Source organism: Mucilaginibacter sp. P4_G9 (assembly GCF_056400985.1).
On sequence record NZ_JBFUKF010000227.1, the window covers coordinates 1 to 8,157 of the forward strand.

The window sequence follows — 8,157 nt, forward strand, 5'->3', positions numbered from 1 at the left end:
ACGTTGTATAGCACGGGTTAATTTTTTGATAGCTTCATCCTGGCCAATAATCTTGCTGGCAACAGTATCGCTCATGTGCAATAGCTTTTGGCTATCGGCCTGGCCTACCCTTTGTACAGGGATGCCTGTCATCATTGATACTACTTCGGCAACATTATCTTCGGTTACAGTATAACGTTTTGATTTTGTTTCGGCCTCCCAAACAGCTTTGGCCTGGTCAAGTTCTGCAATCAAATTCTTTTCAGTATCGCGCAGTTGTGCAGCCTCTTCATATTTCTGGCTACGTACAACCTTGTTTTTCTCAATCTTGATCTGCTCTATCTTTTGCTCAATATCCAGTATATTTTGTGGTACATGAATATTGGTTAAATGCACGCGTGAGCCCGATTCGTCCAAGGCATCGATAGCCTTATCCGGTAAAAACCTATCGGTAATGTAACGGGYAGTTAAGTTAACGCAGGCATTAATAGCTTCGGGAGTATAGGTTACACCATGGTGCTCTTCGTATTTTTCTTTGATCCTGTTCAGGATCTCGATAGTTTCAACAGGAGTAGCCGGCTCAACCATTACCTTTTGGAAACGGCGATCCAAAGCTCCATCTTTCTCGATATACTGACGATACTCATCTAAAGTAGTTGCGCCAATGCATTGTATCTCGCCCCTTGCCAAAGCAGGTTTAAACATATTTGATGCATCAAGCGAGCCTGAAGCACCGCCCGCACCTACTATAGTATGAATTTCATCAATAAACAAAATTACATCAGGTGATTTTTCCAGTTCGTTCATCACCGCTTTCATACGTTCTTCAAACTGACCGCGGTATTTTGTGCCGGCAACCAATGAAGCCAGATCAAGCGTTACCACGCGTTTGTTGAACAATACACGCGATACTTTACGCTGAACAATGCGCAGTGCCAATCCCTCGGCGATAGCCGATTTACCCACACCTGGCTCGCCTATTAATATAGGGTTGTTCTTTTTACGGCGCGACAGGATCTGTGACACCCTTTCGATCTCTTTTTCACGACCAACAATAGGGTCAAGTTTACCATCTTCGGCGGCGCGGGTTAAATCGCGGCCAAAGTTGTCCAATACCGGTGTTTTTGATTTAATGTCTGATACCTTTTTAGGCTGGCTAAATGATTCTTCTTCTTTAAAGTCATCATCACCGCCGGTTGGCGATCCGGGCATTTCGTCAGTTACATCGTTTTTATGTGATTCTACTTCACCTTTAAACACCTCGTAGTTTACGTTAAACTGTACCAATATCTGCGATGCGATATTATCCTCATCGCGCAATATAGATAGCAGCAGGTGCTCGGTTCCAATTACATCACTTTTAAATATTTTGGCTTCCAGATAAGTTATTTTTAATACCTTCTCGGCCTGCTTGGTTAGTGGGATACTGCCAATATGTACATTTGTTCCAATGGTACCTTTAACAGCATCTTCAACAGCGCGGCGAAGTTTTGTAGTATCAACATTCAAACCTTTCAGCAATTTAATTGCTACGCCGTCTCCATCCCGGATAAGGCCCAGTAAAAGATGCTCCGTTCCTATATAGTCGTGCCCAAGGCGTAATGCCTCTTCTCTGCTATATTGAATAACATCTTTAACCCTCGGCGAAAATTTAGCTTCCATATATACCTTTCATTATTATGAACGTCCTAATCTATAAATTTTTTACAAACACGACGTATGACTTAACATTTATCAACAATATTGCCAACATTTAACACTTTGCAGAAACAGACATTCATATGATACGCAAGCTATTAAAGTTTGGGGTTAATTGATAATTTTTATCAAAAAATTCAACAATCACCAAATTCTTTTACAATATACAAACGAAACATACCATTTTGATACAAAAATTTCAAAATAGTTTAAACATTGTGTTAATTAATTATAAATCATATGCTAAAACAGGCATTTCGTCATACCGTATGTCATTTAGGCATTAACATTATCTTTATTCAATGTTTACATATATATACGTGAAATCAAACAAAACAGTTGCCACTTTGCAATGTTAAACGCAATTAAATACTTACAAGTATGTATAAATCATCAAGTATTTAAAATAGCAGTAAATATTTTTTCTGTAACCTGTTTTTTTAGGTAATCAATCAATTTTGGCTCATATTTGAATTCTTTTTTTAATCAATTATAATGGCAGACGAAAAGATCATTTTTTCAATGGCAGGGGTTAGCAAAGTTTATCCCCCGCAAAAAACAGTTTTAAAAAACATTTATCTCTCGTTTTTCTATGGTGCCAAAATTGGCGTTATCGGTTTAAACGGCTCGGGTAAATCATCTTTATTAAAAATTATAGCAGGAATTGATAAGACCAATATAGGCGAGGTTGTTTTTTCGCCGGGCTATACAGTAGGCTACCTAAGCCAGGAACCCGAGCTTGATGCTAACAAAACCGTGCGTGAAATTGTGGAAGAAGGCGTTGCCGAAACCACGGCCTTGTTAAAGGAATACGAAGAGATTAACGAGAAATTTGGCCTGGAAGAATACTACAGCGATGCCGACAAAATGGATAAGCTGATGAATCGCCAGGGCGAACTGCAGGATCAGATTGATGCTGTAAACGCCTGGGAACTGGATACCAAACTGGAGCGCGCTATGGATGCCCTGCGCTGCCCCGAGCCTGATACCAAAATTTCGGTACTATCTGGAGGCGAACGCCGCCGGGTTGCCTTATGCCGCTTATTATTAAAAGAACCGGATGTTTTACTGCTTGATGAACCTACCAACCACCTGGATGCCGAATCTATTGATTGGCTGGAGCAACATTTACAACAATATAAAGGTACCGTTATAGCCGTAACCCACGACAGGTACTTTTTGGATAACGTAGCCGGATGGATCCTGGAGCTTGACCGGGGAGAAGGAATCCCATGGAAGGGAAATTATTCCTCATGGCTGGATCAGAAAGCCAAACGCCTGGCCCAGGAAGATAAGAGCGAAAGCAAACGCCAGAAGACCCTGGAGCGCGAGCTGGAATGGGTACGCATGGGACCAAAAGGCCGTCATGCCAAATCAAAAGCGCGTTTAGGTAATTACGAAAAACTGGCATCCGAAGAAACCAAAGAACGCGAAGATAAACTGGAGCTATTTATCCCGCCAGGCCCACGTTTAGGTAACATCGTAATTGAGGCCAATGGTGTAAGCAAATCATATGGCGATAAATTATTGTTTGACAACCTGAGCTTCTCGTTGCCTCCTGCGGGTATAGTTGGCATTATAGGTCCCAACGGTGCAGGTAAAACCACCCTGTTCCGTTTAATTACCGGGCAGGACCAGCCGGATGCGGGCACCTTCCGTGTAGGTCCAACCGTTGCCTTAGGATATGTTGACCAGATGCATGATGACCTTGACCCCAACAAATCTGTTTGGGAAAACGTTACCGGCGGACTCGAAACCATCATGGTAGGCAACAAACCGCTTAACTCACGGGCCTACGTTTCCAAATTCAACTTTAACGGCGCCGATCAGCAGAAAAAGGTAGGTGTATTATCGGGCGGCGAGCGTAACCGCGTGCACTTATCCATCACCCTAAAAAAAGGATCGAACGTACTGCTGCTGGATGAGCCCACCAATGATATTGATGTAAATACCTTACGTGCATTGGAAGAGGCCCTTGAAAATTTTGGTGGCTGCGCAGTAGTGATCAGCCACGACCGCTGGTTCCTGGATAGGATTTGCACCCACATCCTCGCGTTTGAAGGCAACTCGCAGGTTTACTTTTTTGAAGGAAACTATTCTGATTACGAAGAGAACAAGAAAAAACGTTTAGGTGATATTGCACCTAAGAGGATTAAGTATAAGAAGTTGACGGTGTAGCAGCCCCTCTAAACTGCGCGGCATTTGTGAACACCTTTAAAAAATAAGCAATAGTGAATCTCCCCCTGAAGGGGAGACTTTTGAATTGCGTCCCCAATATCGCCAGACTTACGGATTTTTAAACCCCGTAAGTCTTTATCAATCAGTTACTACTTTACATTAATACTCCCAATCCCATACCCTACATTCCCATTCATGTTACTCCCCTGCAAAATAACCGAGTATCCCGCGTTGCTATCTGATGCATAAAAAGAAACATGCGCTTTTCCATCCGAATCGGTAATTAAATTAGGCTCCCAATGGATAGTTGAGCGTAAGTCGGGATTAACTATTTTATCCTTAATGCTATACTTTGGCCTGTAAAAAACAGACGGAACACTGAACGGCAAAGGCTTGTATAAATACCGGCCGATAGTATTGTCGATCACGGGACCATGGCCAGAGCGGGTGGTGATCTCCACAATGGCAAAATCGGATGCGTTTAATCGTGACCATTTACCTTTGAAATAATTGGCTGTATTACCGGTAGTAGTCATAACTTCTATTCCCTTAATGTCTTCTGCCAAATTTGTTTGAAGATAGTTTTTCATTAATTCAGGGCCATTATATGGACCTCCCGCAAAAACCAGCATAACGTTTGTTCCATCCACAAAAAACTTAATGGCCCTGTCTTTCACAAAAAACCAGTCCTTAACACCAATATTTAATGGCCAGCTTACTCCTCCGGTGGTATCTGTCAAAAAAAACATTTTTCCCATATTCTCGCCGGCTTTTGTGCTTTTGCCAACCAAAGTCATTGATCCTACCCTAAACCCTTCCACGTGTTCTTGTAACAAATCCAAAAAAGTTTTCCTACCCGCTTGCTCCAGTTCGGCCTGATCAATAACTACATCAGCATTACCCGGCCCATTTAAATTATTTGAACCCTTGATTATTTTTTTCGCACGAATATTTACCTGTCTTAACAAATGTCCTTTTAAACCTGCATCATCCATATTTTTTATCCTGCGCGCGTAATTATTCATATAGTTTAGCAGGATGCTATCATTTTGAGTGGTATATAACGCGTTACTAAAAACAGGTTTTGCAAAAACCGGCGGTTTAAAATCGTCCACCACGATACTTAAGTTAAACGATTTGCCGTTTTTATTGCGTGCCTGTATTACATAGGCAGGTGTATCCAACGGCAAAATATCGGTGAACGTAAACCGGCCCATTGCATCCGTGGTAGTATCCATCATCATCTGCGGTTTTTTGGACAGTAGCAGTATATGCGTGTTGCGGATAGGCTTGTTAAAAATATTGCGCACCCGGCCGCTTATTTTAAAATCTGGTTCGGTATTAAATKCCGGCTTCGCGCCAGGCTTAACTACATTATCCCAATTATAACCAACCCACCCCTGGGTGAGCAACAGGTTATCCAGGTCAAGTTTTCTTTTGGCAGATGAATCTGACTTAAAATAATAACCAGCCTCTTCTACCTCGCCTTTTAAATCGGAGGTAAGCAACATATAATTACGGACGTTATTGGCAGTGTCGGCTTTAACTTGTGCTTTATCGGTAACTGCCAATGAGAAATTCCCCTCAACCGGCTGTCCGTTCTGATCAGTAACCTTTACTTCGAGGTTTATGCTGTCCCTTTTATTGAATGATGATCTATAGGGTTCGATATCAATATGTAAGGCATCATGATGATCAATAAAAACAATCCGGTCATTCAATGGCCGCAGCATATTATCCAGCAACGTAAACCGTCCCACCCCGGTCGGGAAAGCGCTTTTAGGTACCACAACGCAAAGCAGGCCAGCGGCTACATTTACAGCCGCCGCATAGCAAACAAGCCCCCTGGCCTGTCCCACTATATAGTACTGACTGTTTAAAGGCCGACTGCCCCATGCGGCCGATATGTTCACGATTAGTGAATCCGTACCTGTATCTTCTATGCGTAAAACTGTTCCATAGTCTTTTACCTCAGGCAAGGGATAAGTTTTCAATTGCCCGTTTTTAAACATTACGTTTGCCGTGTACTTTTCGCCGGCTTTGGGTATTATGTCAAAAGCGCCCATGCCACCGTGGCCGGTTTTTAAAGCAACTATCTTTTGCCGATGCTGATCAAATACATCGGCGTTAACTGTAACAGACCGACCATCCTGTCCTATCGCTTTAAAGCCAATATGAGCGGGTAAACCTGCAACTATGTTACCACCCTCGGGCATAAACTGCAGATCGATGTCGTTTTGCCGGGATGATGTTACCGGTATCAAGGTTTCCTGTCCGTCGTTTTCGGCCTTTGGGTCTTTGGCATTTAGCACCAGTCCATCTTTAACCTCATTTGATTCCAGCGAAAACACCAACTCAGCTATGCCATCAAGGTTTGTTTCCTGGCTTTTGTGATATAACACCTTGGTTCCATTTTTTACAATCAGTTCCAATGTTTTTAACCGCAACGGTATCTTGTCCTCTTGGTTAAATCTTAAGATTACGTGAGCTTTGCCAGGTTCTTTTTTCAGGTCTATCGCCGAGTTTACCTGCCATTCGTTTACAGCAACGCCGCCTACATAAACATCTTTTTTAAAAATGTAATCCTCGCCAAAGTTGCGCATCCAGTTGGTATAAGCATTTATACGGTACTTGCCTTTGGTAAACACTTTGGCATTCAAACCAATATTTCCCCAGCTTAGCCCCGCCGCCACCGGGAACATGAAACGTTTCACCATCACGTTTTTTTCGTTGATAAACTCCATGTAAAACAAGCTATTTAATGAAGAACCCGTTAAGTACGCGGCATTAAACAAATAAGATTTAAACCAGATGGTATCACCTATGGCATAATAAGGTTTATCAAAATGGATGTACAGTTTTTCAACAGGAGATGCCTTTTGAGTGGAATCCATCAGGGCGCCGATCTTCTTAATAGATAAAGTCTGCGCACTTTGTGCAAAGCTTTTTTGAGAAGCGTATAAAAAGCACAAACAGCAAAGCGCTGCTTTTAAACACTTTAACTTCATAAGGCTGGTATGGCGAAGTTTATTTTATGAAGTTAGGGTTTTTATTTTAAAACAATCAATAACAGAATAATATTACCAGGCCATCTTTTTCCGGGATAGCATTATTGGGAACGCATGTCGTTTAACTGCAATCCTACATCACTCCCATCACTTTTTTACCCTAACTATCAATTCCTTATGTCAACTCAACAAAAAATTCCTTAACTTGCCATTTTMTAATTATAATACTTAAGGCCATGACAGAGACGCTGGACATCAAGATCACCAAGACTACCCATTCCCGTTTAGCAGAAACGGATTTTGACAACTTACCATTCGGAAAAACATTTTCTGACCATATGTTTATGGCCGATTATGCTGATGGTGAATGGAAAAACCTACAGGTCGTTCCCTATGGCGAAATTGGACTTAGCCCGGCAATTTCTGCTTTACATTACGGCCAGGCATTTTTTGAAGGTTTAAAAGCTTACAAACATGCCGATGGAAAAGTAACCATTTTCCGCCCCGATAAAAACGCAATCCGCTTTAACAAATCGGCAGAAAGGCTTTGTATGCCATCCCTGCCCGAAGAAATATTTTTACAAAGTATGGCGGCCGTGGTTGATATAGACCGCGAATGGGTGCCATCAAAAGCTAACCATGCTTTATACATCCGTCCGTTTATGTTTGCTACAGATCCTTACCTGGGTGTAACCCCATCAGCAACCTATAAATATATGGTGCTTACAGGCCCTGTAGGACCATATTTTTCAAAAACACTGCGTGTAAAAATTGAAACATACTATACCCGCGCTGCCGAAGGTGGTATGGGCTATGCAAAAGCAGCCGGCAACTATGGTGGTTCGATGCTACCCGGCCGTAAAGCAACCGAAGAGGGCTTTGATCAGTTGATATGGACAGATGCTAAAGAGCATAAATATATTGAAGAAATGGGCGCCGCCAATGCCATGTTTATGCTTGATGGCAAACTTATTACCGCCGAAGCTAAAGACACCATATTAGATGGCGTTACCCGTAATACCGTTATTACCTTAGCCAAGGAGTGGGGTATTGCCGTTGAGGAACGCAAGGTTTCTGTGGCAGAAATTATTGAAGGGGCTAAAAATGGCAAACTTACCGATGCATTTGGTGCAGGTACTGCCGCAACCATAGCTTCGGTAGGTTCAATAAGTGTTGATGGCGAAGAGTACTTTTTAAGCGACCCGAAAACACGTGAATTCTCGCAAAAAGTATTGGCAACCCTTGATGCTGTAAAATATGGCCGCGAACCAGATACCCATGGATGGAATTACCT

The 8,157-nt window shown here is 42.3% G+C and carries 4 protein-coding genes; 2 read left to right on the plus strand and 2 right to left on the minus strand.

The window, feature by feature from the left end; translation table 11 throughout:
* Nucleotides 1-1,641: Clp protease N-terminal domain-containing protein (locus tag AC1DPZ_RS17625; protein WP_477405757.1), on the minus strand; the 1,641-nt coding region annotated here is incomplete at its 3' end.
* Between the two features lie 531 nt (nucleotides 1,642-2,172).
* Between AC1DPZ_RS17625 and ettA the strand changes: the two genes are divergently transcribed.
* Nucleotides 2,173-3,855 (plus strand): energy-dependent translational throttle protein EttA, encoded by a 1,683-nt coding sequence (gene ettA / locus AC1DPZ_RS17630; RefSeq protein WP_477405759.1) that lies wholly within the window; start codon nucleotides 2,173-2,175, stop codon nucleotides 3,853-3,855.
* A 149-nt stretch (nucleotides 3,856-4,004) separates the two neighbouring features.
* On the opposite strand, the gene AC1DPZ_RS17635 is transcribed toward ettA, so the two are convergent.
* Nucleotides 4,005-6,863, minus strand: coding sequence for a carboxypeptidase-like regulatory domain-containing protein (locus tag AC1DPZ_RS17635; protein WP_477405761.1), 2,859 nt, complete (start codon nucleotides 6,861-6,863; stop codon nucleotides 4,005-4,007).
* 236 nt (nucleotides 6,864-7,099) lie between these two features.
* Here AC1DPZ_RS17635 and AC1DPZ_RS17640 point away from each other — a divergent pair.
* On the plus strand, nucleotides 7,100-8,157 hold a 1,058-nt coding region (locus AC1DPZ_RS17640), incomplete at its 3' end, for a branched-chain amino acid aminotransferase (protein ID WP_477405763.1).